The following is a 24,690-nucleotide window of genomic DNA, read 5'->3' as shown; positions in this document are numbered from 1 at the left end:
TTCGAACGACCGAATGATCATAGAACACCGAAAAGTGATCATAGAATGAAATAAGTGATCATAGAATCAAATGAGTGATCATAGAATGAAATAAGTGATCATAGAACATCAAAAAGTGCTCATAGAACCCCGTGAGCCTATTCGTCTCCCTGTTTCTGGCAAAATTCCGCTAAAATGATGGAATAATATCAGCAATAACCGTTTTTCAAGCCAATACCAGTTTCCCACACACCTAAAGTTCAAGCGCAACAGCGGGTGTTTTTCGCCGTGCGAAAAACTCCAATCCCCTAAGGAAAGCTTCGCATCCGCGAAGCTTTTTTCATTTCAATGCTTTAAAAAGGAAATAATGGGTGTTTATGAAAAATTCAGTGCTTTTGCAGCCTCGAAAAGGATAAAATTGTGAAAAGAAGATCTTTTGAAAAAAAGATCACCATTTAAAAAAGAGCTTTAAGAAAGTAGGGTTCAATGATGAAAGGACGCGGAGATAGAAAAGTTACACGAAAACTGTCCGCCACATTTCTTTCCACTTTAATATCTTCCACGGCTATATGCAGTTGGGGGCTTGTCACAGACGATAATATCGAAAATAATTTGGCAGCTGATTTTTTTTCCTGGACGGTAATTTATTTTCTCTTTATGGGGATCATTGTGCTGATCTATGGCAATATCGTCTCTGTCATCGTCGAGTCTTTTCAGAGGAAATGGTTTGAAGAGGCAGACTGGTTATACATATTAATACTGGGCGTGTTCGGGGCAGCAATCGGACTGATATTACCACATTGGGAGGATATTATCCAAGGGTTCTTCGTCGCGATGCTTTATGGATTGATCGATAAATTTATGCTCAAAAGATGGCAGCAGAACAAAGGCACTGCAATGCTTTTCATCGTGCCGCTTGCGGTTTTCGTCGTGCTTTCTGTTTATTTCCATTACACATTGCCAACCTGGTCTTTTGAACAGTGATTCAGTCCGCACCTATATTCTATGAATAAAACAGATCATCACATAGAGAAAGGCCACCTATTCCAATAAACAGGACAATCCGCTGAAGCAGCCGGAAGAACCAGGAGGATATGATGAAGAAAATCTATGTTTGGTTAGTCGGGATTCTTTTATTGGCGACCATTTTATGTATTTTCGGACAGGGAATCGCTTACTTCTTGAGTGAAAAGGTGATATCGATTTATCCAGTCTATTATTTGACGGGTCTGACGATTTCAGGGCTCGTTCTATATCTGGCGGCAGGATTAGGAATTTTTCGGTTGTTTAAAAAACGGAAATCCTCTATTAGAAGGTTCGAACCTTTTATTGTGCTTTTATTTATCGTGTCACTAAGTGCAGCTATTTGGTCGATATTTGTAACGGTTATGTGGTGGGGCTGAAGGCATTTTTATAGTTGTCTTGGGCACCATCATGTCGACAAAAATACCACAATCATAAAAACATTAAATTATCAGATTTTTAAGCATCCTTCATTGATAATAAATCCTGAAACTATTATAATTCAGATAAGAAAGCGGTTACATTTGGCTTGAAATGGAATCGTTTCCGCAAAAAGCAGAAGAGAGCATTTACTGGGAATGGCCTGAATAACTATCATCCTTCTATTGCAAAACCGGAAAATCCGGTTGCAGTTTTTTAACCCACAATTAAAGCAGTCCGTGATGTCATATGCCTCGGCATCTCCACCTTAACACCCTTCAGAAAAAAGTAATTTCTATAATTACGTTCAGACTGATTTCTTCCCAATCCCGCATAAGAGCAGTGTCAAAGCCATTTATAGAGAGAGTTCCACGAATGGCTTTAGTCGGCAAGAATAGGCTCTTTGAAGATTTTATTTTGGAAAAATTTTTCATAATAAAGTTCTATTTTTACTGAAAGGGGAAAAACAAAATGGCACTACCACGGGGGAAAAGTTACATTCGGCTTGATCAGGTCAGTCAAGAAGATATAGATAACCTGATTATCAGAGTCAATAGCTGTACCTGGCGGCAAACGTTTCATATCCAGCCGGTTTCCGGGCTGCTCAACGATCCGAACGGTTTCTGCTTCTACAACGGTGAATATCATTTGTATTATCAATGGCATCCGTTAGGTCCGTTTCATGGCTTGAAGTATTGGTATCATACCAAATCAACAGACCTGGTAAATTGGACGAATGTCGGGATTGCCATTAAACCCGATGAGTATTTTGACAGCCACGGCGCCTATTCAGGAAGTGCGGTTGAGCATAACGGAAACTTGTACTTGTTGTATACAGGCAATACGCGGGATGAGAATCTCGTGCGGCATCCTTATCTTTGCATAGCCGTGATGGATGAGGACGGAAACATCATCAAATCGAAAAAATCAGTTCTCAATAAAGTTCCGGAAGGATATACAGAGCATTTCCGCGATCCGAAATTATGGAAGGCAGATGACAAGTTTTATGCCGTGATAGGCGCGCAAAGAACTGATAAAACCGGAGGCGTCTGTTTGTTGAGTTCATCTGACTTGCTGGAATGGAAGTTTGAAGGGGAGCTGGCCACAAATTTGGAACACTTCGGTTTTATGTGGGAATGCCCGGATTATTTTGAAATGGACGATAAGGGGATCCTGATTTTCTCTCCGCAAGGGCTGGAGCCAGTTGGCGATCTTTATCAAAATATTTACCAGGCGGGGTACGTTGTGGGAGAAAAGCTCGATCTGCAACGGCGTGAATTGATTCACGGAGATTTCATCGAACTTGATCGCGGATTTGATTTTTATGCTCCGCATACGATGAAAGATCCAGGAGGCAGAAGGCTGATGGTCGCCTGGATGGGATTGCCTGAAATTGAGTATCCCAGCGACATCAACGGCTGGGCTAATTGCCTGACCATCATGAGGGAATTATCGCTGCGCGATGGCAAACTGATTCAAAAGCCGGTTCCGGAACTTCAATCACTCCGTAAAAATAAAGTCGAAGCAGCAGATATAATTCGGGATGAAAATAAAATGGTTGATGGATTCTCAGGGGTCACCTATGAGCTGGTCTGTGAGTTTGAACAAGGTGACGCTTTGGAATATGGCATAGAATTCCGTGCGGGAGCTGAAGAAAAAACGGTGATCAAATACGATGCGATCCAAAAGAAAATCATTCTGGACCGCACATTATCTGGCAAAGTGATTGGCAGCACATATGGAACGGAAAGAAAATGCCGAATCGCTGGAGATTCCCACAAGTTTCAGTTATTTGTTGATTCTTCCTCAGTGGAGATTTTTGTGGACGATGGAGAAGAAACGTTCACCGCCCGGATTTTCCCGGATATAAGAAGCCAGGAAATCCGGTTCTATGCAATGGGCGGTTCTGCGGAGTTTAAAGCAGTGAAGTGGGATTATTTATAGGTGAATGTCCGAAGGAGGAGATGTGCTGAATGGGAAATCTGTTTTCTATTGGCGAGATATTGATAGATTTCATCCCCCACCAAAAAGGAATCGCCTTGAAAGATGTGGCTTCTTTTACGCGGGTGCCTGGAGGCGCTCCTGCAAATGTAGCAGCTGCGGTTGCGAAATTTGGTGGGACTGCTTCACTGATCACTAAATTAGGGGAAGATGCTTTTGGCGCCTTTCTATTGGAACAAATGACAGAGTTCGGCGTAAGGACAGATAAAATCGTAAGGACAAAGGAGGCGAATACCGGGCTTGCCTTTGTATCCTTGCGTGAAAACGGTGAACGTGACTTTTCATTTTACAGAAACCCTTCTGCCGATTTGCTTCTCAAAGAATCGGAAATAGATGAGGACTGGTTCCAACAAGGCGATTTTTTGCATTTTTGTTCTGTGGATTTAGTGGAGAGTCCGATAAAATATGCTCACCTTAAAGCGATTGGAGCAGTCAAGGCGCGCGGCGGGATCATCAGTTTTGATCCGAATGTGCGCCTGCCCCTTTGGGAGAATCCTGAGGACTGCCGAAAGACCATTCTGGATTTTGTTCCGATGGCGCATATTGTCAAAATTTCTGATGATGAACTGGAATTTATCACCGGTACAGCGGATGAATCAAAAGCAATTGCGTCTTTGTTTAAAGGGGACGTTCAGGCAGTGGTGCTGACGAAAGGCGCGGAAGGTGCGGATCTTTACGCAGGGAACCATAAATATTCGTCCGCGGGATATTCCGTGGAAGTGGAGGACACGACCGGGGCAGGGGATGCATTCACCGGCGGCTTTTTGTATCAATTGCTGAACCTGGATACAAGACAGGACAATCTGGAAGCTGTATTGAGTGAACATCACCAGGAGCTGCTGGCTTTCGCAAACGCCAGCGGAGCGCTGGTTACTACCGGGAAAGGAGCCATTTCCGCCCTTCCCACTAAAGAACAGGTATTGCAGTTAATGAAATAAAACAAAGCAGCATCCACCCTGAATGCTTTTTTGCTTCGCTGAATTCTGACGGGGTTGATTTCATTTGGTTTAGCTTTTATACATTTATACGGTTAATTCAAATGGATCAAAAAAGCTCGAAAGAAAACCGTAAAACGGCTTTCTTTCGAGCTTTTCATATTGTATCCAAAAATTTTCATCCTAAAAATTCACACGCGTTCCGCTACAAACACCTGATACGTATCCCGACCCAGTTTCTTCGCTTCATACAAAGCCAGGTCAGCGGATTTGATCAGCTGTTTTTCATCTGTGGAGTGGTCGGGGCAGAGCGCGATGCCGATGCTGGCGCCAATTTTGATATCGGATCCATTGAAGCGCAACGGTTTATTAAACGAATTCAGTATTTTCTTTGCCATGTCTTCGGCCGCTTCCAAAGACTCGATTGCCGGCAGGACCACGCCCATCTCGTCTCCGCCTAAACGCGCCGCGGTCGCCGTCGGATGGACGCAGGATTGCAGCCGCAGCGCCATTTCTATAATGACGGCATCTCCGGCATCATGGCCGTATTGGTCGTTTATCTGTTTGAATTTATGGCCATCCAGCATGAGGACAGCCACTTTTTTTCCGGTTGATTTTGAACGGTCAACCGCCTTTGCCAACTGGTCGTCAAAAGTCCGCCGGTTAGGTATACCGGTCAAATGATCGTAGAATGCCATTCTTTCTATTTTTTCCTGAAGCTTTCTTCGCTCTGTGATATCTCTCGATATGGTGAAGACCTGTTTTAATTCCCCATTTTCCAAAACGGGGGTTGGGGAAACCTCCATCCAGATATAATGGCCTTCCTTGTGTTTGAAGCGGGCTTGAAGCGTCGCCGGTTTGCCGCCTTTAAGCAAGGAAGCTACGCTTTCTGTCAATGCGGCTTCGTCTTCCGGATGAATGTTCATCATCAGGGGTTTTCCAATACAGTCGCTGGCGGAATATCCTGAAATCGTTTCGTAAGCTGGAGATACATATTCAATCGTTCCATTCAAATTGATCATCGTAACGATATCAAATGTGCTTTCTGTAATGATTTTGTACTTCTCCTGGCTTTTCAGAAGTTCTTTTTCGGCTATTTTAAGTTCCGTGACATCTTTATAGATAATGGTGGCACCAATAATTTCTTTATCCGCATTTCTTACAGGTGAATACGAAGAAATGATGTTCAGCACTTTACCGGTTTTCGTCAGACGGATGGTGTCATGGGAATTGACGGTTTCACCGGTAAGGAGCCTTTCTACAATATTGATTTGGTCGTGCCGCATATGCGGAGGGATGATGGTGCCTTTGCCGGTGACCATTTCTTCTTCCGTAAAGCCGAATGTCTTCTCGAACGCCGGGTTCACTTTCAGGATGTCACCTTTTGTGTCTATGTAAAAAATAGGATCAGTCGAATTTCCCCAGAAGACTTCAAGTTCTGTTTTAGCAGCAATCAAAGCCTGCTGGGCTTGATTGATCGCAGTGATATCGGTGATGATGCCATGGATTCCCACCAATTGGCTGTCAGCGATGATGGGGATGTTGATCACCTGCAGATCAATCAGGTGCCCTTTTTTATGGCGGAACGTCAATTCGTACTGCACTGGCTGCCGTTCAAGAATGGTTTTGTAAAAGTTGCTGCGCACTTTTTCCGCTTCTGCGTCCAATATGATTGAAAGGTACTGCTGGCCACCGAGTTCCGTCAGGTTATGACCTGTAATGGACTCGATCCTTTTATTGATACTCGATAGATTGCCAGCCTTGTCAAAAGTCATGATTCCGTGGGGATGATTTTCAAACAGCGACTTGTAGCGCTGTTCACTTTCCAGCAGGAGGCGTCCCATTTCCTTTTGCTTGGTGATCGCCTTCGCAATGGCATAGACTCCGATTACGTTTTCTTCAATAATAATCGGAATCGTATTCAAGTGAAGTACCTCAATCTGCCGATTTTTTGTATAAATGCTCACTTCGAAATCAAGGGCTTGCCCTTTTAACGCCTTTTCAACGTTCAATCGTGCCTCATCCAAGCAATGATCGGCTACTAAAGATAATATTGAGGATCCCAGCAGTTCTTCTTCCGAAAAGCCGGTTGCTTCCGCCACCATCTTATTGAGGCTGGTGAATCTTTGGTGCTGGTCAAATTCAAATACAGGATTTGCATTGTTGTTCACCAGCGAACTCAATCTTTTCCGCTCAATTTCCATCTCTCGCTGTGTATCCAGCAGTTCTTGTTTTTTCCGTTCCCTTTCCGTTACATCCCGGACAATGGCAAGGACATACAAACATCTGCCGTCTTTGGATACAATCGGATTAAGTTTTGTTTCTCCGATGAATCCACCGTACACAGTCTGGATTCGCTCTGTAAATTCGACGGATTTTCGAGTGGACTGTACCATCCGATAATGCACCATCAATTGCCGGCAAAGTTCCGGAGGCAGGACCTCACCGATCTGGAGCCCTTTAATTTCCGTTAAATCCAGTACGGATAAAGCTGCTGGATTGGCATACATATACTTGAATGAATCCTGTTCTTCTTTCATTAAAAATACCGGATCTTCAATGACATCCAATAGAGCAGTAGAGACTAAAAAATCCTGGTCTATATTTTCAATATAGTAATTCTCCAATCTAATTCCCCTCCTGGCAGATAAAGAAAGCTGCTGAAATCAGCTATATGTTAATTTTAGTAGAAAGACATTTTTTAAATCGAATTGTATATTTTGTAAAATGAATAAAGTTATTATTTTCCATCTATTCAAAGTTTAAATGATTGAGCAAGTGTAAGATAGTATTTCTTTTATAAATTTTGGAAAGTGTTTCATGAATCTGAATATTACTGAATTCTTGGTTTTAATCTTTTTCTTAATTAATTTTACAGCAAGAAATAATTTTCTCTAAAAGACAATGCCATCTGTTAATATGTATATTTAAATGAGATTTAAGGATTTGACACCATTTCAGTGAAAGGGGGAGCCTGATGAATCGGGTAAAAGGCATTGCGATGATTTTGAGTGGAGCGGCGTTATGGGGCGCAACGGGGCCGCTGATGGAATGGCTTTTTGAAGCTTATGGGATATCTGTTTCGTTTCTTTTGACTCTTCGGCTGATTATTGCGGGCGTTCTGCTGCTGGTTTTTCTGAAATTGAAGCGAGTCAAAATCCTCTCTGTTTTTCATGGCGGCATCTGGGTGCGGCAATTGCTGATTTTCTCTGTGCTTGGCATGCTGGGGGTCCAATTCAGTTTTGTTTCTTCTATTGAAACAAGCAACGCGGTGGTTGCGACCTTGTTCCAATTTTTGGCGCCGGTTTATCTGATTCTCTTTATTTCGCTGCGGCATAAGAAGTTTCCACCCAAGTACCAGGTGATCGGAATGATCGGTACGATGGCAGGGTTATTTCTCTTACTGACAAACGGACGGCTCGATGAACTGGCAATCAGTGGGATAGCGCTCTTCTGGGGAGTGATGGTCGGACTGGCTTTCGCTTTCTATACGCTCTATCCCGGGAGGCTCATGGAAGAGTGGGGCGTCCTGCTGATTGTCGGATGGTCCATGCTGTTCGGCGGCATTTTCCTGGGGCTGGTCAATCCTGTTTTCAGATCGGCTGATTGGCCGCTTCTGGCTAAACCGGGCGTCTCCCTGGGAATTTTGGCTGTCATCATTATCGGGACACTGGCATTCGTCCTGTTCTTGAGCAGCATGCGCTTCATCCTGCCCGTGGAAGCGAGCATCTTATCAGCTTTTGAGCCGCTGACGGCGATGATTATCTCAGCCCTTTGGTTTGGCCAATTCCTGGAACCCATCCAGCTTGGCGGGGCGGCAATCATGCTCGTCTTCGTCACCTGGCTGTCGCTTGCCGGTGACGGGGAATCAAAGGAACTGGCAGAAGAATAGCAGGAGGCGGCATCTTAACAGATGCTGCCTCTTTTATAATTGGACATGTAAATTTCCTTGGAAAAAGGTTTTTAAAGAAATAAGTGGAATAAAAAAAGAAGAGGCTTGATTGTTCGAGTCGGAGTGAAATAATATCCGCTGAAAAGGGGCGTCCCACGTGAAAAAAATTCTGTTCCTTCCATTCCTGTTTTTATTGCTGGCTGGCTGCAGTCCATCCGCTTCTGTGTTGCCTATCGAAATGATGGCATACAATAGCCTTTCAAAAGCGGAACAGGATTTAATTCCTGTCAGTCCCAAAGACTCTACTGTCACAAAAGAAGATGTCACACCTGGGATAGAATCATTGATCGACAGTGATTACCATAAAGAGCAGGTATATGCAGTGGTGTTTCACGACACAGGCAGCAATGCTTCCGGAAATCTGGTTGTGTATATTGACCTCGATAAAAGAAAAGTTGTGGGGAAATGGTATCAAGATAAAAAATAACGCCTCATGCCATTATTAATTTTATTTTAAAAGTTAGGAGATCAACATGAGAGAGAAAAAAGTTCGAGGAAGAAAAAGGAAAACAATTGGCATGGTTAAACAAATCGAAGAAAATACTGCTTTGTATCCAACAGAATTCTATAATGGTTACTGGCATATGCATTTACCCGTTGGCCAAGGGTTTATAAGTGGTGGTAAAACACCCGGAAAGATCAAACGGCTCAGTGTTCAGACATTAGTGGATAGAGTAACACATTTAATTTCAATAAAGCCTGACAATAAGGAAAAGTACAGGGTAGTCGCTGCAATAAATCTACCGGACTTATGGAATTCGCAACTCATCGTCTTCAAAGGGGATGAGTATTTCGAAGGCTTCTTTGACAGAAATAGTGCCTACCAGAAGTGGATTCCTTTATCTGATCATAGAGATATTCAATCTGAATGGGGATTGACTGTTCGCGAAGGTTTAAATATATGGGGCTTCGAAGAAGTAATCGACGATGAGGATGGGTATTATGAGAGTGAAATCTGGTTCGTTGGCGAACTTGGATAAAAGCCTGGAATAACTAATTTTTACTCGAAAGCAGCTAAGAGATTTGATTTTTCACCTTAATAGTTATAGTTTGTAAGAAACTCAGTTTAATTGATCCGTAAATTTCAGAGTAGGTGATGGAGCGTGGCAAAAGACAAAAAAGAGAAAAATGAGCTATGGGAATGGGTGAAGGCGATTCTGGTCGCTGTGATTATAGTCGGAGGCATACGGTTTTTCCTGTTTGAACCGGTAATGGTCGATGGTGTATCAATGATGCCGACCCTCGAAGACGGCGAACGGATCATTGTAAACAAAATCGGATATACCCTTGGAGAGCCGGAACGATTTGATATTGTTGTTTTCCATGCTTCTGAAGAAGAGGACTATGTGAAGCGTATAATCGGATTGCCAGGGGACCATATAGCTTACGAAAATGATGAACTGTTTATTAACGGAGAAACGCAGGAAGAACCTTATTTATCCACTCTTAAGGAGCAGAAAAGCGAAGGGAACAGCCGATTGACACCAGATTTTACACTGGAAGAGCTGCTTGAAATCGAAGAGATTCCGGAAGGCCATGTTTTTGTATTGGGAGACAACCGTGAACACAGTACAGACAGCCGGATTATCGGGTTGGTGCCGATCGAAGAGATTATGGGAAGCGCCAGTTTCGTTTTTTGGCCGTTGGATGAGATGGAGTTTGTGGAGTGATTTCTGAAATGAAAAAGATATCGGATATGAATCTGCTTGAAAATGAATATGATATAAACAGGAAAAGAACCCGGCGTGCCAAGTTTTAACAGGCACTTCGGGTTCTTTCATTTTAAGCTTAATCATTCACTTTAACCGTTTCAGCATTCAATTTCACAAAAGGTTTCTGTTCCAATTTAGGTCCCAGCTGGAACAGCAGCACGCCGCCGCTGATCATCAGCACGCCAAGCAGCGATTGCCAGGTGAATGGCACCTGCTCGAGCCCGAACCAGCCAAGCGTGTCCCACATCAAGCCGAAGAAAATCTGCGACACCATGACGAGTGAGATGGCGCGGCTTGGTCCAAGAATCTGGACGCCTTGAGTGACACAGGCAACAACGCCGACTCCGACGATGCCGCTGAACCAGAACCAGGGTTCAGCATCGAAGCTGAACAATCCGGTTCCTTCAAAGGCAAGGCCAGCCACGAACGAAGCTGCAAATCCGAGAAACAGTACAAGTGTTGTGGTCGTCCAGACACTGACGCGCTTTTTCACGTTTGCATTAAATGTATTCTGGATGGAGACAAATGCTCCGCCGATAATTGCCAAAAAGATTCCGAGAGCCATTTGGATTCCTCCTATTCGTAAATGTTTTGTCCCGCCTGCTCCAAAAGGGCATCGCGGTCGAGCAATGTGATTTTTCCGCGTTTCTTCACAATCCATCCAGCTTGTTCGAATTGCTGGAGGACACGGTTCAAATGACGGTAGCTGGTGCCGATCAAATCCGCCATATCAATGAGCGAAGTGGATTCGAGCATCTGTTGGGTCGGGGTCATCGACAGCAGGTAACTCGCCACACGGACATCAACTGTGTAAAGCAGGTTGAAATTCATTGCCCGCGTCTTCGTTTCGAATTTCGTCGTGATAGTTTGGAGCAGAAATTGCAGCCAGGCTGCGTTATCCGCCATATGTTTGCGCAGCACATCGTATGAGATGCCGATGACCACGATATCCGTTACGGCTTCCACCGTGTTGATGAACGGACATTCTCTTACGTATTCAACATCGCCGACGATATCGAACTGTGTCTTGAATGCGAGAATCAGCCGTTTCCCTTCTGGTGACAGCATGGAAATTTTTAATTTCCCTTTGACCAGCAGATAAAGCGTATTCGCTTCATCACTCTGTGAAAATAAGCGTTCACCGCTGCTGTAGGTAGCGACGAACATCTCTCCTTGGACATGATCCGGAAACAGATCCAAAAGCTCAAATTGCTGAAGATATTCCGAAATACGTCTGTCCATCTGTCTCCACTCCTACAATTTTAAAATAATGACGCCTGCGACCATCATCAGCACACCGATAATCTGTGTCTTGCCGATTCTTTTTTGAGCCATGTCGAACCATCCTCTGCCATCGATGACAATTGCCAGCACCAGCTGTGCAATCAGGAAGATGGCGATGGTTAACGTTACGCCCATAATATGGACCGCGGTCATATTGCTGAACAGCACAATCGCTGCCAGCATGCCGCCGGAGGCATATAGAGGCGAAACTTCAGTCAACTGCCGGTAAGAGCGGTCCCTGAGAACGATGACGATGAGGATTGCCAGTACAAAACCGGTCAATTGGGTCATCGCTGCAGCCTGCCACGAACCGATCTGACTGCTGATCGTCGCGTTGGCGACGCTTTGGAAAGTCAGGAAGAATCCGCCAAGCAGCGCAAATAAGATCCCTTTCATAAAATACACGCACCTTTCTATACTCCTAATTTACAGGAGGAGAATTGGGGCGAAAAGGACACATGTCCCATTCATCATCACTCAATTGCAGCAGACTGACAAGGGGAATCTTTTTGTAAAGAGTCTGAAAATTTAAGTTATAATGAAGTCTATAAGACAGCACTGTATTTGCCTGGGTATTTCCAGCGTTTATTGGCCACGGAATTTTTCTATACAAAGGAGCAGAGTAAAATGCAGAATCCCTTACCGAAAAAGTTCGATAAACAAGCGAATAAATACAATAAACTCCGGACGCATGACAAGACCTTCAAATACCGGCAAAAAATTTTCTCAGATATACACGGCGAAGTATTGGAGGTCGGCATTGGAGTGGGCCTCAATTTTCCTCTGTATAACCGGGACGTCAATCTCACGGGCGTGGATTTCAGCGAGGAGATGCTGAAAAGAGCCCGACAGGCCGCAAAAGAATATCCGTTCCAAACCAAACTTATTCAGGAAGATGTGGAAACGATCGAGTTTCCCAAGAACAGTTTTGATGTAATCGTTTCTTCAGGGACTCTGTGCGGCTATCAGAACCCGCTCGACGTTTTGAATAATTTTCAAAAATGGTGCAGACCTGATGGAAAGGTTTTGCTGCTCGAACACGGCCTCAGTACCAATAAACCACTGGCGTGGCTGCAGAAATCTTTGGATCCGCTGGCAGTGAAAGTGGCGGGCTGCCACGTGAACCGTGATATCAGCGGACTGGTTAAAAGCTCAAAACTGCAATTCGTCAAGGAAGAGCGGTATCTGGCGGGGAATGTTTATATGATATGGGCAAAGCCATAGGCAGCAAGTAATTATGAATTTTTAATAGGAAATAGAAACAAATCAACAGGAAATGGGTGGACTATGCATATTGAAACGAAAAACAATGTATCATTTTCTTCAGTACTTGAGCACGTCAAAAATTCAGCGAACACAGTAGACTGCACGGGTTCTGCACTGTTGATCATGCAGAACGGGGAAGTTGCAGTGGAAGAATATTGGGGTACGCATTCGAAGGGCGAGAATGCGGAAAAAGTACAGGCAACGACGCAATTCCATATAGCTTCAGTAAGAAAATGCTATATCGGTTTTGTTGCGGCTTATGCTGTCCACGAAGGATTGATCCGGTCGATTGATGATTTGGTGACCCAATATGTCCCGACTGTCGATTCTAAACTTTTCGAGGGAGTGACTATTCGCCATCTGTTGACTCATACCCACGGATTAAAGAACAACGGCCGTGAGATACAAAGGGAATTTCCGGCTGGCGAAAGTTGGGCATACCGGGGTATCGGCATCAATACATTAACCGAAGTCATTGAAAATGCGACTGGACGGACCGTTGCAGAAATTCTGACCGAACAAGTCTTCACTAAGATGAATTTTACCGAAACCGGCTGGTACGCGGAAATGAATGAAAATCTGGTGGATGTAATAAGAAATCCGGACGATTCGAGCTGGTACAATGGCACGAGCATTTCCGGAAATGAACGGAATATGTACGTTTCGGTGAGGGAACTGGCCAAATGGGGAGAGCTTCATTTGAACAAAGGCCGTGCAGCCGGTGAACAGCTTATTCCGAGTGAAATCATTGAGCTGGCTGCTTCGGTTCAAAGTCCGAAAATGCAGGATTCAGATTTACCGCAGAACGGCTTTTTGTGGTTTGTGAAAGACTGGCCTGCCAAACAGACTGAAATTGGCAATTCTGTTCCGGAAGGTTCATTTCAAATACTGGGTTATACAGGAGTGACGCTCCTTGTAATTCCAAAACATGATCTGGTGGCTGTCAGGGCTTTCAATAGTTTTGGCTCTCCGGACGGCTATGATTATCTGGAAGATGTAAGGACTTTTGGGGATGCGGTGGTTGATTGTTTATAGTCAGTGCATTTCTTTGATATTTTTATGAAATTATAGGACGGAGTCGTGTGCATGCATCATGCTATATATTTCGGTCATCTTTTCTTTTTGCATTCAGCTTTTTCGCTTTTCATATTTTATTTGAATGCTAATTTTCAAGAAACGTTATCTGCCCTGCAAACTGATGATATTTTCAGAGGTATAGTTATCTTAGTCATCATGCTTGTTTATTTTATGTTAATTGAAAACTTGAATGCTAATTTTACAGAAGCCAAAAAGAGTATGAAATTTTTCCTGTTTGTTTCATCTTTTTTAAGTGCTTTGTTGACTATGTTGTTTCTGGTTAGTATATGAATAAAAGAAAGGACGATTTCTCATGCCAATGGAACAAGAAACGCTCGGGTTATTGGTTGGCGGCTTTTCATCAGTTTTCGGCATAATGGTTCTGACGACTTTACTTTTATGGCGCCGAAGCAGCACCAATAATACAGCTTACGCCGCTGTCCTGGCTCATTTTCTCTTTCTGTCTATTGCTCTGTATTTCTTGCTGAAAGCCATTACTTTTAATGTGGATCATCCCATGGCTTCCGAAGAAATATCGCTTCGGTTCGGCATCTCCGGAATCATTTGGTCTGTAAGCATGGTTTGTCTGTTGATCGGATTGATCAAGTTTTCCAAGAGGAATGAAGTGTACTGACTTTCATATTTTTATAGCGGCTACTCATAAATCAATGATCGGAAAGGGAGAAACTTTATGTTTCTTCTTTTTGTTTAAATAAGAATGTAAATGTAAGAAGATGTGAAAAGATTGATGCTTTAAGCCTTCTTTACCTCGGAAGAGTTACTGTAAAAGAGAAGGGCATTTTTTACTTAGCGTTTAAGTTTTTGTATAAAGGAAATGATAGAAAAAAGGACAGGTAAGATCGGAAAGAAAGAAATCCATCATTTATAGCTGGCAACTGAAATCACTGTTAGTAGAATATTAAATAATTGCTGTTAAATACTTTGATGCTTATGCATTCATAAATGATTTTTATGAAGAAACAATATCCTACAAGAAGGGGAGTGCTCGTATGTCGGGCGTTAACTGGTTAAGTTTGTTATTCATAATCGGATTTATTGTGGTGCATTTTAGTGCGAAATATTGGAAACTCTCTATAGATAACCCTAGGAGTCCTTGGTTATCTGCTTTTGGCGGAGCAACAATTGCTTATGTTTTCCTGTACCTGATGCCTCAACTGCATAAGTATCTGGAAGTGATAAAAAAGGCAGTAGGTGACAGTTGGTTAACTTTTTTTGGCGACTACACATATTTATTGGCGTTGTTTGGTTTACTTGGCTACTTTGGTTTGCATTCATGGGCAAAGTCGAAGGGAGAGTCAAAAGGCGCAGAATCGGGTTCGCGGTCGACTAAAGTGTTTCTCGTCCACATTTCATCTTTCTTTTTATATAACCTGATAATTGGATATTTGTTAATTAGAGAGGAGTTCTCTAATCAGTGGAGCATGGCCCTTTATTTTTTGGCATTGGCAGCACATTTTATTGCAACGGATCATACATTAAAAGAAATCCATAAAAAAGATTATGATAAATATGGCAGGTGGTTTTTAGTCGCTGCAATATTTGTCGGCTGGCTGATAGGTGTGATTTTCAAGGTTCATGAAGTGATTGTCGGCATCGCTGTCTCTGTTTTGGCTGGCGGAATTCTCTTGAATGTCTTCAAAGATGAACTGAAGGAAGGAAACCTGAAAAACTATCTTGCATTTTTAAGCGGAGCAGTTGTAATTGCCGTACTTTACATGTTGGTAAATAGCTTATAAAGCGAAGGACGCAATTTCCAGAAATATTTATACTAAAAGAAAGGAACTTGAGTTAAGTTTCTTTCTTTATTTGACTCGCTAAGAATGCTGGGATTCACGTATAAATTCACTGGATGTAATAGTAAAAAGTAAATTAATTGAATAGCTTATATCCTCTATTTAACCAATTAAATTAATCAAATTTTTATCAACTATAATAAAAATGTTTAAAATTTACGTATTGGGGTAGACTATTAGACGTGAATCATTTCAAATAATAGAGGAGAATTTTTATGTCACCAATGTTGTCTCTTTTTGAAGCCGTGGAGATACGTGAGCTGCTTGCCTTTAAAAAGTCTGCCCTGACAAAAACCAAGCTGTTTTTTGAAAGTGTGAAAGAGCATTATCATACTGAAGTTTTGGAAGAAGATATCGAACTGTCCATTCAGGAAATTGAGGATTTGAAAAATATATTAATCGGTTCAGGTGTAGAAATTCAAAAATAGCCTGGAAAAGCTTATTTGAACAGGCGTTGTTTTGGTACAACGTTTCCATTAGAAAAAATAAAACAATAATGGCACCATTCGATACTCGCTGCATCTACATTGCAAGCGTGTTTTTTATTTGTAACTTTGCATCCCAAAACCCGGTCTCATCACGATAAAGGGGATGAGTGATTTGAAATGGTTGGCGATATTGATTTTAACAGGTGGATGGTTGCTCACTGGCTGCCAGGATATTCAAGAGGAGACAGCGGATATTCAGCCGAATACTGGACAGGAGCTGGACAGAAGTGCATTTTCCCCGTTGCCGCAAATAGATGTGATCGAGGTTGCCAGCTCAGGCGAAATAAAGAATAGGGATCGGTTCCAAACATTCTTGTAACGAGTGAATGAACAAGAACCGGATCACATCCAGCTAATCCAATTCACCAGCGAAGGGCATCCGATTTCCCGTGATGTGCAATTTGATGGCTCAGAATTCAAATCCATCGTAAACAGTTCGAGGGATTCTTACGGTTCGGGTGGTGTAAGTGAGGTGGCCTGTTCTGGGATATCGAAGAGTGAAACAGATGAAAGAATCGATTATCAGCTGGAAGGCTGTGAAAATAAGAAAGTGGTTGAGCTGTTGGTGATTTGGAAATAGTTTGCCGGCAAAAGAAACCCCGAATGAAAGACGTGAAGAATCCTGTCTTTCATTCGGGGTATTTTCATGGCTTATATCTTATTGGCACATTAGTAAACTGAAAATCATCTTTTAGCAGCCAATGACTTGGCATGTGCCTGCTTTATTTCCTCGAGCAGAGCGGCTTCAGTCAAAAGGCGATAGCCGGTATTCGCCAAAGCTTTTGCTCCGCGGATCAAAGCTTCATCGCCTTGCAGGGATTTGGCTGCTTCCCGGAACTCAACCGTGTGCCCGATCAAATCATCCGGCCCAATTTTGATATAAGGATGGGCGGTCGGGACGACGTGGCTGATATTGCCGGCGTCTGTCGAACCGATTCCGGTGTTGCGGGAAGTTGCGACTGTTTCGCCGACAGCTTCCAATTCTTCACGGACAATTGCGTCCAAAGGGGAAGTGAGGACGAGATCTTTCACTTCATTTTGGAAACGGACGATTTTGACACTTGCGCCGGTGGCCAGTGCCGTGCCTTCTGCAATGGCGCGTATCTTCGTTGCAGTTTCCGAAGCTTTTTTCCAGGAATCACCGCGTATGTAGAAGCGGGCTGCAGCGTATTCCGGAATGATGTTCGGTGCGTCGCCGCCGTGCGTGATGATGCCGTGTACACGGGCGTCAGATGGCAATTGCTGACGAAGTGCGTTGATACTGTTGAATAGCTGGAGCACGGCATCGAGTGCATTGATGCCTTCTTCCGGTGACCCTGCCGCATGGGCAGGCTTTCCGTAAAAATGAAATTCAAGCGGATCAACAGCAAGTGAAGGCGTGGTTGTCGAAGATCTGCCCGATGGATGGATCATCATTGCAGCATCGATGCCTTCAAGCAAACCGTGTTTCACGAAACTCCCTTTTGCGCTGCCGTTCGGACCGCCTTCTTCAGCTGGAGTCCCAAGCACGACAACACGTCCGCCGGTAGTGGCGAAAGTCTCCGACAGCGCAATTGCAGCAGCGACGCTTGTCGTGCCGATAATATTATGACCGCAGGCATGTCCGATGCCAGGCAGGGCATCATATTCCGCAAGATAGGCAATTGTCGGGCCAGGCAATGAACTTTCCTTGCTGGCATAAAAAGCGGTGTCATGACCAGCGACGCCGGCTTCAACCGAGAAACCGGCTTCTTTCAGCAATGTAATGAGAGTCGCGCTTGCAAAAGCTTCCTGGTTGCCGATCTCCGGTTTGGCATGGATTGCCTGGCTGGTTGCAATATACTGCTCCCGTCTTGAATCGATGGACTGTGAAATAGTTGTGTTTGCTTCCTTAATAGCTGTCATTCAGAATTCCTCCTCGAATTTTATTTGTAATCGACCAATTCTTCTACAGGAATGAACGTCGGAATTTGCGCACCTTTTGTATGCTCGACGATAAAGTCAGCTGTGTCTTCCTGCTGATAAAGTTCTACGATTTTCAAGTAATCTTCGTCGTCTGCATTCTCTGCACTTGCCGCGATCAAGTTGATGTAAGGGGTGGCCGTATCGCTTTCACGGGCAATCGGATCGTCAGTCGGATTCAGGCCTGCATCCACTGCAATCCCGTTGTTAACGATTGAGGCAGCGACATCCGCCATTGCACGCGGCGTTTGTGCGGCAACCATCGGTACGATTTTAAGATTTTTCGGATTTTCAATGATGTGGTCAGCTGTACCGGTCAAACCGGCATCGTCCGACAATTTGATCAAACCGGCTTCCTGAAGCAGCAAGAGCGCACGGCCCATATTGGTGGCTTCGTTCGGTACCGCAATTTGTGAACCTTCCGGAAGTTCATCGATTGAATCGTATTTTTCAGAGTAGAGGCCCATTGGAGCGATGACTGTAGAGCCGATTGGCACGATGTCGATGTTATGCTCTTCGACAAATTCGTCAAAATAAGAGATTGTCTGGAATGCATTCAAATCGAGCTCGCCTTCAGCCAAGGCGATGTTCGGTGCCACGTAATCAGAGAACGTGACGATTTCAAGGTCGATGCCTTCTTTTTCCGCTTTATCTGCGATGTAATCCCAGATTGTCGTATCCGAGCCGCTGATGCCGAGTGTTATTTTACGGTTGCCGTCTCCAGCACCTTCTGTTTCACTGCCGCATGCTGCAAGTGTCAAAGCCAATAGAGACAATAAGAAAAGAGTTGTTATTTTTTTCATGGTTGATTCCTCCAGTGTTTTATTAGAATGAAAAACTTAACGACGACGGACGCGCCGCGATAACAGGTTGCCGCCGGACTGGACGCCTTGGACAAGTACGACCAGGATTGCTACGGTGACGACCATGACGAGTGTGTCGAAACGCTGATAACCATAAGTGATGGCCAAGTCGCCGAGGCCTCCGCCTCCAATGGCACCGGCCATGGCGGATGCACCGATCAAGCCGACGATGGCGATTGTCAAAGCCAGCACAAGTGAGCTTAAGGCTTCCGGTATCAGAAAACGGAAAACAATCTGGAATGGAGATGCGCCCATTGCCTGTGCCGCTTCGATCACTCCTTTATCAACTTCAAGGAGCGAGTTTTCAATCAGCCTTGCGATGTAAGGGCCAGCGTAAAAAACGAGTGGGACAATCGCAGCCGCTGTGCCGATGGATGTGCCGACGATGATGCGAGTCAACGGAATGATGGCGACCATTAGGATGATGAAAGGGACGGACCGGAAAATATTGATGATGGCATTCAGAACTTTTGAAACCGGTTCGTTTTCCAGTAGATGGCCTTTCCGTGTAACGACGAGCAAGAGCCCCAGTATAAAACCGATGATCACGGAGAACAGAAACGCGACTCCTGTCATATAGATTGTTTCCCATAAGGCTTCCAGGATCTGTTCGTTGTCAACTAGCATAGTTCAGGACCTCCTCGACATGGACATTGCCTTCCCGGATATCTGCCAGCGCTTTTTTGATCTCTTCGGCAGGACCGGTGAATTCAACGATGAGATTGCCGTACGGCGCGCCCTGTAACTCGGTGATGTTCCCGAACAGGACGTTCAGATCCAATTGGTATTTACGCGAGATACGGGACATCAGCGGCTGGCCGACCGATGTGCCTGTAAATTGAATCCGGTAGATGGAATTTTTACGGCTTGGGTTTTGTATCTGCTTCAGCAGTGATTCCGGCAGTTCATCGTTCATAACTGAGCGGACAAACCTTTGCGTAGTCGGCTGCTGCGGATTCGTAAACACTTCGAACACCGTTCCTTGTTCAATGACTTTACCTGCTTCGAGCACAGCCACTTTATCGCAGATTTCGCGGATGACACCCATCTCGTGGGTAATCAGCAGAATGGTGATGTTGTATTCACGGTTGATGCGGCGCAGCAATTCCAGAATCGCCTGTGTCGTCTGCGGGTCCAGCGCTGATGTCGCTTCATCGCATAAGAGCACCGAGGGATTGGTGGCCAAAGCGCGTGCAATGCCGATGCGTTGTTTCTGGCCGCCCGACAGCTGATCGGGATATTTCGTTGCCTGATCGGAAAGGCCGACAAAATCGAGCAGCTCTTTTACCTGCTCCTTAATCTTGTTTTTCGGCGTGTTGGCTAGAATAAGAGGCATCGCGACATTGTGGAAAACCGTTTTCGAATTCAGCAAGTTGAAATGCTGGAAAATCATGCCGATGTCTTTCCGCGTTTTCCGGATTTCCTTTGCCGATAGCGTGGAAATGTCTTTGCCATCTATCCGGACATGCCCGCTGCTGGGACGCTCCAGCAGATTGACTGTGCGGATGAGGGAGCTTTTGCCGGCTCCGCTAAAGCCGATCACTCCGAAGATCTCTCCAGTTTCGACAGTGAGATCGATGCCGTTCAATGCATGAATTTCCTGTTTCCCTGACTGATAGGTTTTTGTAACCCCCTCAAATTGAATCATTAGTACGCCTCCTTCAGCTGTAAATAATTTTGCAAATCGTGTGCGTACAGATCTAACTTTCCAAAAATGAACGAAAAAAAGCCCTCTTTTTTTCTTAATCCATAAGAAAAAAAGAGGGCTCCTGAATGAAACCATCTCGTTCTCATCTTCCAAATGCAAGGATCGCATTTGCAGGAATTAGCACAGTTTTCGCATGAAGCGAATCCGCTGCCGAAACGTCATAGGGCCTGTCCCTCGGTTTCTCTGGATAAGAAAGTGATGTACGTATTTGATTTGTAATGACAACTTTAGTGGCGTTCGAAACAAAAGTCAACAGTTTTCATTTTATTTTTTTTAAATCCTGCATTCATGATTGCCCGACAACTTCCCGGCATCCCCACAAGCTCAACCTATCTTCTCACAATGACAGCCTGGCTTCCCATTGCTTGATAGCTATCAAAAAACATTTTTTCAGGATAGCTTACACGACCTTTAAGGGGGTCCATTACATAGACGTTGCCGTCTTCCCAGCCGTCCAGCACCACGCTGTGCAAATTGCTGTAAGAAGGATGGAAATCGCCAGTTTCTTCGATGTACCAGCCGCCGGAAGTGACCGGTGGCGACAAATCCAGTGTGACCCAGACAATGACCGGAATATTTCGATCGGTATAGGAAAGGATTTCCTCCTGGGTGCTGCCGCTGACATTTTCGGCGATCAGCCGGCTGCTTTTGGAATCGATGATTCCTTTGGATGCTTCGACGATCGGTTCTGCAAATACATACCAGCCTCCGTTTTCCTTTCTGGGATCGCCGGCATATGCCTGATGAGGATCTGGTCCGAAACGTTTGCCGTTTTTGAAGGTGAAAGACGATTTTGGCAAATAATCATCAGCCATGGTCGTTTTGGAAACTTTGAGGCGATAATGATTGAGAGCAGATGTCAATGTCGTAATTTCACAGCCATTCGGCAGTTCGGGGTCCTGCATCAGAATCGGTACATTTATATGAGTTGCTTCACGTTCAACATAGGTTTCAATCGTGGTCGGCAAGTCGTCCGGCTGATGAAGATACATTTTTTCTTCCGCCAATTTTACGGCGCCTGAATCTGTATCTGCGCGCACAATTCGAATCCGGTATTCTTTTCCGTCGACCAATGCATCTGCTTCCATTTCACCGGCTTCATCGGATTTTATTACATCGACCAATGTGCTGGTGCTGGTATCAATGAGGTATAGCAGATAGTTTTCAAGCGGCTGTCCGTTTCTGGAATTTGTCAGCAAAAAAGCCTCTGAAGATACATTTTGATCAGGTGATTCAATGGCAAAGCCATCAGCCATGATTTTTTTGAATGAAGTTCCAAGCGACGATGGGCTGAATCCGACAATGAAAAAGGACAGCGCAAAAAAGGCTCCGAATCTTATAAGTTTATGGGATGTCTTCAAGGTAACAGCTCCATTATGGGGTAAGTTGAAATATTACATCTGAACTTTTCTTCTGTTTTTATTCCAGATCAGCAGCAGTACCACGAGAGTCAGAGCGGCTAAGCTGTACTGATAACGGACGGGAATGGTGTGGATCACGCCATACATGATGGCCACTTCAATAAAGACTGCCGGAATCTTTCCGATTGTGCTGGCAGCCATAAACAGCGGAGCGGAAATCGGTGTTAACGAAGCGCCTGCGGTCACCAGTCCAGAAGGAACAAATGGAATGAGGCGAAGCAGAATAACCGTCCAAAACACCTGGCTGGATGAAGACTTTTGAATCCGTGTCCAGAACCGGTGCTTCAGCCATCCGGGATCCATTTTTTTGAATCCGAAACGGTAAAGATAAAATCCGGCAATCGCCCCGAAAATTTCGCCGGACAGCGAAAGCACTGTACCGAGCGCAATGCCGAAAGAACTGATATTAAGGCCGGTCACCAGGAAGCTTGGAAAAAATCCTATCGCGCCGATCCCCAAATTCAACAGCAGCAACAGAAGAAAATCAATGATGGGAATTTGAGTAAGAATAGGATTCGCCTCCTCCGGTGAAAAGTTCAACATGATTGATTGACCTAATTATACATTGGAATAAACGGCACGGCTTTAATTTTGAGAAATACTTTCTGAGGTTTTTTTATGCGAATGAATCATTCTGCTGGAGCGACCATAAGCGCAAAATCGAGGACGAAAATTTCGGGCTGTGATTGGTAAAATGAAAGCAGAAGTATTGCCGGTAATTGGTTACAATGGAGATAAGATTTAAGAGCGGAAAATTCGTGGGAAGGGAGTGTGGAGGATGACTGCCGAAATAAATTTTACGTTTGAAGAAATGTGGGAGAAAATCATGGCCTGCGACCGGAAATACGATGGGCTGTTCTATACAGCGGTGAAAACAACGAAGATCTATTGCAGACCTTCGTGCCGTTCCAGAAAGCCGAAGAAGGTGAATGTGGAATTCTATACAACGATTCAGGAAGCGGAGAGCCGTGGGTACCGGGCGTGCAAAAGATGTCAGCCGGAAACGGAACACTCACCTAACGTTGAAGTAGTGCGGAGAGTGATCGACTTGCTTTTGGCTTATCATAATCGCAAATTGAACCTTGAAGAAATCGCTGCACATGCCGGCTTGAGTCCTTCGTATCTGGACCGCATTTTTAAGCAGGAAACAGGAGAGACACCCCGATCGTTCCTGGAGAAAATCCGCGTGGACAAAGCGGCACATTTGCTGAAGCATACTCAAAATACGAATCTGGAGATTTGCTACGCAGCAGGTTTCCAGAGTACATCGCATTTTTACAAAGCATTCCGGCGCTCTAAAAACCTTTCGCCAAGCGATTACCGGAAAATGACGAAGGAGCTGGGAAATGATTCCGAATACAAACAGCAGTTACGTGAGAGTTCCTACGCCCGTTGAGTTTAGTTTCGATGAATGCTTAGTCTTTCTCAATCGGTCGCTCCAGGAAAACCTTCACCGAATACAGAATGATCAAATCATAAAGCTCATCGACCATCAGGGAGAACTGATATTAATTGGCGTTACGCATGCGGAGCAGCATTTGCGGGTTGAATTTTTAAACGGCAAACCTTCTGAAGCAGGGCAGCGGGCAGCTGCTGAATATGTTTGGGCCTGGTTTGACTTAAAGACGGATTTGGTGCCATTTTACGGGATGGCGGCGGATGATCCGATTTTACAGCCGATTGTTAAGCGTCATTTCGGTTTGCGGGTTATGGGTTTTCCCGATTTATTTGAAGCGATGGCTTGGGCAATCACGGGCCAGCAGATTAATCTGACTTTCGCCTATACCTTGAAAAAACGGTTTGTCGAAGCTTACGGAAAATCATTAGTTTACGAAGGCGAAATTTACTGGACGTTCCCTTCCTGCGAAGAAATTTCGGAGCTTAAGGTAAGTGATTTGACGCCTATGCAGTATTCGGTGCGAAAAGTGGAATACATCATCGGCATTGCAGCTGAAATGGCGAAAGGAAATCTGGTGAAGGAAAATTTCACAGATGGAAAAGATGCGCAGACTGTGGAAAAAGAACTGGTTGCGATAAGAGGAATCGGCCCCTGGTCCGCTAATTATGTCATGATGAAATGCCTTGGCTTCACCTCGGCTTTTCCGATTGCCGACGTCGGTTTGCACAACGCGTTGAAATATCAACTGGAGCTGGAGAAGAAACCGTCGATAGCGGAAATCGAAAGCTATGCAGAAAACTGGAAAGGGTGGGAAGCGTACGCCACTTTCTATCTTTGGAGGAGTTTATATGAGTAATTTATATCAAGTGGATTATCAATCACCGATCGGCGTCATGGAAGTAGTGGGTACAGAAGAAGGGATCCTGTCGGTTTTATTCACGGAACGAGACGAGATACTTGAACAGCCGCAGTCAGACACGCCGCAGGTTTTAAACGATTGTCTGCGGGAGTTGGACGAATATTTCAAAGGTGAGCGCATGGACTTCACCGTTCCTTATATTTCGGAAGGAACGGAATTCCAAGGCAAAGTATGGTCAGCCCTGACGACTGTCGGCTATGCGGAAACCGCTTCCTACCGGGATATCGCGGTGAAAGTCGGAAGTGAAAAAGCCGTGCGGGCAGTGGGCAACGCCAACAGCAAAAACAAGCTGACCATCATTGTGCCGTGCCACCGGGTCATCGGCACGAACGGGAAACTGACGGGTTATGCAGGAACTTTGACGAGAAAAGAATGGCTTTTGAAGCATGAGCAGGCGATGAAAAATAAATTAATGAGTGTGGAAAAATAGAAAAATAGGGCAATAGAAAAGTTCTGTTGAAAAGTATTGACATTACACAATAGGAAGC

At 44.6% G+C, this 24,690-nt stretch carries 29 protein-coding genes and 1 riboswitch; of the genes, 19 read left to right on the top strand and 10 right to left on the bottom strand.

From position 1 onward, the window contains the following. Positions 1-465 precede the first annotated feature (465 nt). The 4 genes from D2910_RS07105 (at position 466) to D2910_RS07090 (ending at position 4,361) form a co-directional block, all read left to right on the top strand. Positions 466-963 (top strand): hypothetical protein, encoded by a 498-nt coding sequence (locus tag D2910_RS07105; RefSeq protein WP_117312912.1) that lies wholly within the window; start codon positions 466-468, stop codon positions 961-963. 113 nt (positions 964-1,076) lie between these two features. Then, positions 1,077-1,382, top strand: a complete 306-nt coding sequence (locus D2910_RS07100; RefSeq protein WP_117312911.1) for a hypothetical protein — start codon at positions 1,077-1,079, stop codon at positions 1,380-1,382. 511 nt (positions 1,383-1,893) lie between these two features. Beyond that, complete coding sequence (locus tag D2910_RS07095) at positions 1,894-3,366, top strand: glycoside hydrolase family 32 protein (RefSeq protein ID WP_117312910.1); 1,473 nt, start codon at positions 1,894-1,896, stop codon at positions 3,364-3,366. 29 nt (positions 3,367-3,395) lie between these two features. Next, positions 3,396-4,361 carry a carbohydrate kinase family protein gene (locus tag D2910_RS07090; RefSeq protein WP_117312909.1) on the top strand — a complete coding sequence of 322 codons (966 nt, stop codon included), beginning with the start codon at positions 3,396-3,398 and terminating at the stop codon, positions 4,359-4,361. 188 nt (positions 4,362-4,549) lie between these two features. On the opposite strand, the gene D2910_RS07085 is transcribed toward D2910_RS07090, so the two are convergent. Further along, positions 4,550-6,985: a PAS domain S-box protein gene (locus D2910_RS07085; protein ID WP_240633569.1), complete on the bottom strand. Its 2,436-nt coding sequence runs from the start codon at positions 6,983-6,985 to the stop codon at positions 4,550-4,552. Between the two features lie 350 nt (positions 6,986-7,335). On the opposite strand from D2910_RS07085, the gene D2910_RS07080 reads away from it, so the two are divergent. From D2910_RS07080 to lepB, 4 genes are all read left to right on the top strand, one after another. Continuing rightward, positions 7,336-8,250: a DMT family transporter gene (locus D2910_RS07080; RefSeq protein ID WP_117312908.1), complete on the top strand. Its 915-nt coding sequence runs from the start codon at positions 7,336-7,338 to the stop codon at positions 8,248-8,250. 157 nt (positions 8,251-8,407) lie between these two features. Further along, positions 8,408-8,737 carry a hypothetical protein gene (locus D2910_RS07075; RefSeq protein ID WP_117312907.1) on the top strand — a complete coding sequence of 110 codons (330 nt, stop codon included), beginning with the start codon at positions 8,408-8,410 and terminating at the stop codon, positions 8,735-8,737. Positions 8,738-8,783: 46 nt separating this feature from the next. After that, on the top strand, positions 8,784-9,290 hold the full coding sequence (locus D2910_RS07070) for a DUF3916 domain-containing protein (protein ID WP_117312906.1): 507 nt from the start codon (positions 8,784-8,786) through the stop codon (positions 9,288-9,290). Positions 9,291-9,413: 123 nt separating this feature from the next. Further along, positions 9,414-9,980, top strand: a complete 567-nt coding sequence (gene lepB / locus D2910_RS07065; protein ID WP_117312905.1) for a signal peptidase I — start codon at positions 9,414-9,416, stop codon at positions 9,978-9,980. A 118-nt stretch (positions 9,981-10,098) separates the two neighbouring features. Here lepB and D2910_RS07060 read toward each other — a convergent pair whose 3' ends face one another. From D2910_RS07060 to D2910_RS07050, 3 genes are read right to left on the bottom strand one after another with little or no spacing between them, the layout of a single operon-like run. Next, on the bottom strand, positions 10,099-10,587 hold the full coding sequence (locus D2910_RS07060; RefSeq protein ID WP_117312904.1) for a DMT family transporter: 489 nt from the start codon (positions 10,585-10,587) through the stop codon (positions 10,099-10,101). A gap of 11 nt (positions 10,588-10,598) precedes the next feature. Beyond that, the gene (locus D2910_RS07055) at positions 10,599-11,264 is read right to left on the bottom strand and encodes a Crp/Fnr family transcriptional regulator (protein WP_117312903.1); all 666 of its coding nucleotides are present in this window, start codon (positions 11,262-11,264) and stop codon (positions 10,599-10,601) included. Positions 11,265-11,276: 12 nt separating this feature from the next. Further along, positions 11,277-11,702 (bottom strand): DMT family transporter, encoded by a 426-nt coding sequence (locus tag D2910_RS07050; RefSeq protein WP_117312902.1) that lies wholly within the window; start codon positions 11,700-11,702, stop codon positions 11,277-11,279. Positions 11,703-11,933: 231 nt separating this feature from the next. Here D2910_RS07050 and D2910_RS07045 point away from each other — a divergent pair, with 231 nt between their 5' ends. The 8 genes from D2910_RS07045 (at position 11,934) to D2910_RS07010 (ending at position 16,531) form a co-directional block, all read left to right on the top strand. Continuing rightward, on the top strand, positions 11,934-12,530 hold the full coding sequence (locus tag D2910_RS07045; RefSeq protein WP_117312901.1) for a class I SAM-dependent methyltransferase: 597 nt from the start codon (positions 11,934-11,936) through the stop codon (positions 12,528-12,530). Between the two features lie 63 nt (positions 12,531-12,593). After that, a complete protein-coding gene (locus D2910_RS07040; protein ID WP_117312900.1) occupies positions 12,594-13,607 on the top strand; it encodes a serine hydrolase domain-containing protein in 1,014 nt (337 codons plus the stop codon). Positions 13,608-13,658: 51 nt separating this feature from the next. Further along, entirely contained in the window at positions 13,659-13,940 is a 282-nt protein-coding gene (locus D2910_RS07035) for a hypothetical protein (RefSeq protein WP_117312899.1), read from the top strand. 22 nt (positions 13,941-13,962) lie between these two features. After that, positions 13,963-14,283, top strand: a complete 321-nt coding sequence (locus D2910_RS07030) for a hypothetical protein (protein WP_240633568.1) — start codon at positions 13,963-13,965, stop codon at positions 14,281-14,283. Between the two features lie 376 nt (positions 14,284-14,659). Continuing rightward, complete coding sequence (locus D2910_RS07025; protein WP_117312898.1) at positions 14,660-15,406, top strand: hypothetical protein; 747 nt, start codon at positions 14,660-14,662, stop codon at positions 15,404-15,406. Positions 15,407-15,678: 272 nt separating this feature from the next. Continuing rightward, positions 15,679-15,891, top strand: a complete 213-nt coding sequence (locus tag D2910_RS07020) for a spore coat protein (RefSeq protein ID WP_117312897.1) — start codon at positions 15,679-15,681, stop codon at positions 15,889-15,891. Positions 15,892-16,063: 172 nt separating this feature from the next. Further along, positions 16,064-16,270: a hypothetical protein gene (locus D2910_RS07015; protein WP_117312896.1), complete on the top strand. Its 207-nt coding sequence runs from the start codon at positions 16,064-16,066 to the stop codon at positions 16,268-16,270. A 3-nt stretch (positions 16,271-16,273) separates the two neighbouring features. Then, positions 16,274-16,531: a DUF4362 domain-containing protein gene (locus D2910_RS07010; RefSeq protein ID WP_117312895.1), complete on the top strand. Its 258-nt coding sequence runs from the start codon at positions 16,274-16,276 to the stop codon at positions 16,529-16,531. A 104-nt stretch (positions 16,532-16,635) separates the two neighbouring features. Here the strand turns inward: D2910_RS07010 and D2910_RS07005 are convergent, their stop codons facing one another. The 6 genes from D2910_RS07005 to D2910_RS06980 all read right to left on the bottom strand — a co-directional run bounded on the left by D2910_RS07005 (position 16,636) and on the right by D2910_RS06980 (position 22,427). Beyond that, positions 16,636-17,835, bottom strand: a complete 1,200-nt coding sequence (locus D2910_RS07005; RefSeq protein WP_117312894.1) for a M20 family metallopeptidase — start codon at positions 17,833-17,835, stop codon at positions 16,636-16,638. A 20-nt stretch (positions 17,836-17,855) separates the two neighbouring features. Continuing rightward, positions 17,856-18,695 (bottom strand): MetQ/NlpA family ABC transporter substrate-binding protein, encoded by an 840-nt coding sequence (locus D2910_RS07000; RefSeq protein WP_117312893.1) that lies wholly within the window; start codon positions 18,693-18,695, stop codon positions 17,856-17,858. A gap of 36 nt (positions 18,696-18,731) precedes the next feature. Beyond that, positions 18,732-19,382 carry a methionine ABC transporter permease gene (locus D2910_RS06995; protein ID WP_117312892.1) on the bottom strand — a complete coding sequence of 217 codons (651 nt, stop codon included), beginning with the start codon at positions 19,380-19,382 and terminating at the stop codon, positions 18,732-18,734. Then, positions 19,372-20,403, bottom strand: a complete 1,032-nt coding sequence (locus tag D2910_RS06990; protein ID WP_117312891.1) for a methionine ABC transporter ATP-binding protein — start codon at positions 20,401-20,403, stop codon at positions 19,372-19,374. Before D2910_RS06990 ends, D2910_RS06995 begins: the two co-directional genes overlap by 11 nt. Before the next feature lie 139 nt (positions 20,404-20,542). Beyond that, a riboswitch (SAM riboswitch) is annotated at positions 20,543-20,657 on the bottom strand. A 135-nt stretch (positions 20,658-20,792) separates the two neighbouring features. Then, positions 20,793-21,824, bottom strand: a complete 1,032-nt coding sequence (locus D2910_RS06985; RefSeq protein WP_117312890.1) for a C39 family peptidase — start codon at positions 21,822-21,824, stop codon at positions 20,793-20,795. A 33-nt stretch (positions 21,825-21,857) separates the two neighbouring features. After that, on the bottom strand, positions 21,858-22,427 hold the full coding sequence (locus D2910_RS06980; RefSeq protein WP_240633567.1) for a TVP38/TMEM64 family protein: 570 nt from the start codon (positions 22,425-22,427) through the stop codon (positions 21,858-21,860). A gap of 235 nt (positions 22,428-22,662) precedes the next feature. On the opposite strand from D2910_RS06980, the gene D2910_RS06975 reads away from it, so the two are divergent. The 3 genes from D2910_RS06975 to D2910_RS06965 are packed head-to-tail and all read left to right on the top strand — an operon-like array spanning position 22,663 to position 24,632. Next, entirely contained in the window at positions 22,663-23,280 is a 618-nt protein-coding gene (locus D2910_RS06975; protein WP_117312889.1) for a bifunctional transcriptional activator/DNA repair enzyme AdaA, read from the top strand. Beyond that, a complete protein-coding gene (locus D2910_RS06970; RefSeq protein ID WP_117312888.1) occupies positions 23,231-24,139 on the top strand; it encodes a DNA-3-methyladenine glycosylase family protein in 909 nt (302 codons plus the stop codon). The genes D2910_RS06975 and D2910_RS06970 overlap by 50 nt, the downstream gene beginning before the upstream one ends. Beyond that, positions 24,132-24,632: a methylated-DNA--[protein]-cysteine S-methyltransferase gene (locus D2910_RS06965; protein WP_117312887.1), complete on the top strand. Its 501-nt coding sequence runs from the start codon at positions 24,132-24,134 to the stop codon at positions 24,630-24,632. The genes D2910_RS06970 and D2910_RS06965 overlap by 8 nt, the downstream gene beginning before the upstream one ends. Positions 24,633-24,690: the final 58 nt, after the last annotated feature.

The organism is Planomicrobium okeanokoites (genome assembly GCF_003428875.1).
GTDB classification, from domain to species: Bacteria; Bacillota; Bacilli; order Bacillales_A; family Planococcaceae; genus Planococcus; species Planococcus okeanokoites.
The sequence above is the reverse complement of the archived record's forward strand: the minus strand, read 5'-3'. Positions and strand labels throughout refer to the sequence as shown.